Genomic DNA, 2,569 nt, shown 5'->3' with positions numbered 1-2,569 from the left:
CGCCGAGCTGCCGCGTTCCCGCAGCCCGCGCCCGACGCCGCCCCCAGGCGATAGGGGCACCGCCCTCAGGCGATGGGGATTCCGCCCTCAGGCGATGGGGCGGCCGCCCGCGCGCCCGAGCGCGCCCGCGGCGACGACGATCGCGCGGCGGGCGGCGACGGTCACGTCAGCACCCTCGTGCCGGGCCGCCAGGAACCCGGCGGCGAACGCGTCGCCCGCACCCGTCGGGTCGACCACCCGCACGCGCGGCGCCGGCAGGTGCACGCCGCGCTCACCCCGCTCCGCGACGAACACGCCGTCCCCACCGAGGGTGATGACGACGGCGGGCACGATCTCGAGCAGCGCCTCGGCAGCGAGCCGCGGGTCGTCTTCGCCGGTGAGCGCCTCGGCCTCCGCGCGGTTCGGAAGCAGCACGTCGGTGCCGGCGATCGTGTCGAGGAAGGTCTGCGCGCCGATGTCCCGCAGGAACCCGGCCGACGACGGGTCGACGGTGACATCCAGCCCCGCCGCCTTCGCCCTCGGGATCAGGGCGGCCGTGTCGACCCGCCGCCACGCGTCGAGCATCGAGTGCCCGGTGAGGTGCAGAGCGGATGCCGCGCCCAGCTGCTCGTCGTCGAGCACGGCCGGCGAGAGCGAGCGGGCCGCGCCGCCGTCGGTGAGGAAGCTGCGCCGGTCGCCGTCGACGATCACGATGATGCGCCCGGTGGCGAGCACCGGGTCCTCGTCGATGAGCGCCTCGACGCCGAACGCCTCCAGGGAGGCCCGGTGCCGGGGGCCGTCACCCGCGCCCACGCGACCGACGAACCGCACCGCGGCACCGAGCGATCCGAGCCACGCGGCGACGTTCGCGGCCGACCCGCCCTGGGTCGACACGATCGTCGACAGCGTGTCGGTCTCGGGCCGGATCGGCCCCGCGGGCACGACGATGATGTCGTCGATCACGTCGCCGATCACGAGGATCGGCCGCGCGCCCCCGGTCACAGCAGGCTCAGGCCCCGGCCGCGAACGCCGTCGCGATGCGGGCCGCGAGGCGCACGTTGTTGCGGGCGATGTCGAGGTTCACCTCGAGGCTCTTGCCCCCCGACAGCTCGACGATGCGCAGCAGCAGGAAGGGCGTCACTGCCTTGCCGCGCACCCCCTGCGCGTCGGCCTCGGCGAACGCCTCCGCGAGCACCCGGTCGTGCTCGACCAGGTCCCACTCGAGCTCGGGCGGGAGGGGGTTGGCGACGACGAGGCCGGCCCCGGTGCCGAGGAGGTCCTGTGCGCGCAGGATCGCCGCGACATCCGCCGGGTCATCGACCCGCCAGTCGAGCGTCAGGTCGGACTCCCGCAGCCAGAACCGGGGGAACACGTCGGTGCCGAAGCCCACGACCGGCACGCTCAGCGTCTCGAGGCGCTCCAGGGTCGCAGGCAGGTCGAGCACGCTCTTCGCACCCGCCGAGACGACGGCGACCGGGCTGTGCGCGAGCACCGACAGGTCGGCCGACTCGTCGAAGGTGTCCTGGGCGCCGCGGTGCACACCGCCGAGGCCGCCGGTCGCGAACACGCGCACCCCGGCGAGGCCGGCGAGGTAGGCGGTCGCGGCGACGGTGGTGGCACCGCTGCGGCCGAGCGCGGCGAGGATCGCGAGGTCGCGCACGCTCGCCTTGGCGAGGTCCTCCTCGGCGATGCGCCGCACCTCGTCGGGCTCGAGGCCCACCCGCGGCACGCCGTCGAGCACCGCGATGGTCGCCGGCGTCACGCCCTGCGACCGCAGGATCTCCTCGAACTCGCGCGCCGCCTCGAGGTTGCGCGGCCGCGGCAGGCCGTGGCTGATGATCGTGGACTCGAGGGCGACGACGGGACGGCCGTCGGCGAGCGCCGCGGCGACCTCGGTCGACAGGCGCAGAGCGGGGTGGATGGTCACCCGACCAGCGTAGGGGCGGTGGACCGAGGCATCCGTCGAATCGATACGATTTCTGCCGTACCCTGGTGCCCATGACCTCGACGACGGATGTCTCTCCCCTGCCGAGCACCCCCGGGCACGAGTGGTGGCGCACCGCCGTGATCTACCAGATCTACCCGCGCTCGTTCGCGGACTCCAACGGCGACGGCATCGGCGACCTGCCCGGCATCACGTCGCGCCTGGACGCCCTCGCCGACCTCGGCGTCGACGCGATCTGGCTGAGCCCGTTCATGGTCTCCCCCCAGCGTGACGCCGGCTACGACGTCGCCGACTACTGCGACGTCGACCCCCTGTTCGGCACGCTCGCCGACTTCGACGAGATGCTGGCGCAGGCGCACAGCCGCGGCATCCGGGTGATCGTCGACCTCGTGCCCAACCACTCGTCCGATCAGCACGTGTGGTTCCAGCAGGCGCTGAAGGCCGCGCCCGGCAGCCCGGAGCGCGCCCGCTACATCTTCCGCGACGGCAAGGGCGAGAACGGCGAGCTGCCCCCGAACAACTGGGAGTCGGTGTTCGGCGGCGGCATGTGGGAGCGCGTGACCGAGGCCGACGGCACCCTCGGCCAGTGGTACCTGCACATCTTCGACGTCACCCAGGCCGACTTCGACTGGGACAACCCCGAGG

The 2,569-nt window shown here is 73.9% G+C and carries 2 protein-coding genes and 1 pseudogene; 1 reads left to right on the top strand and 2 read right to left on the bottom strand.

The genetic code is table 11. The features are described 5' to 3' along the window. Positions 1-87: 87 nt before the first annotated feature. Positions 88-981 carry a carbohydrate kinase family protein gene (locus tag ASG00_RS01145; protein ID WP_056206226.1) on the bottom strand — a complete coding sequence of 298 codons (894 nt, stop codon included), beginning with the start codon at positions 979-981 and terminating at the stop codon, positions 88-90. A 7-nt stretch (positions 982-988) separates the two neighbouring features. After that, on the bottom strand, positions 989-1,906 hold the full coding sequence (locus ASG00_RS01140) for a pseudouridine-5'-phosphate glycosidase (protein ID WP_045247984.1): 918 nt from the start codon (positions 1,904-1,906) through the stop codon (positions 989-991). A gap of 71 nt (positions 1,907-1,977) precedes the next feature. Here ASG00_RS01140 and ASG00_RS16200 point away from each other — a divergent pair. Continuing rightward, a pseudogene (locus ASG00_RS16200) lies at positions 1,978-2,569 on the top strand (alpha-amylase family glycosyl hydrolase); the annotation flags it as partial.

Source organism: Microbacterium sp. Leaf351 (assembly GCF_001423825.1).
Lineage (GTDB): Bacteria > Actinomycetota > Actinomycetes > Actinomycetales > Microbacteriaceae > Microbacterium > Microbacterium ginsengisoli.
This window is presented reverse-complemented; position numbering and strand designations above follow the sequence as displayed.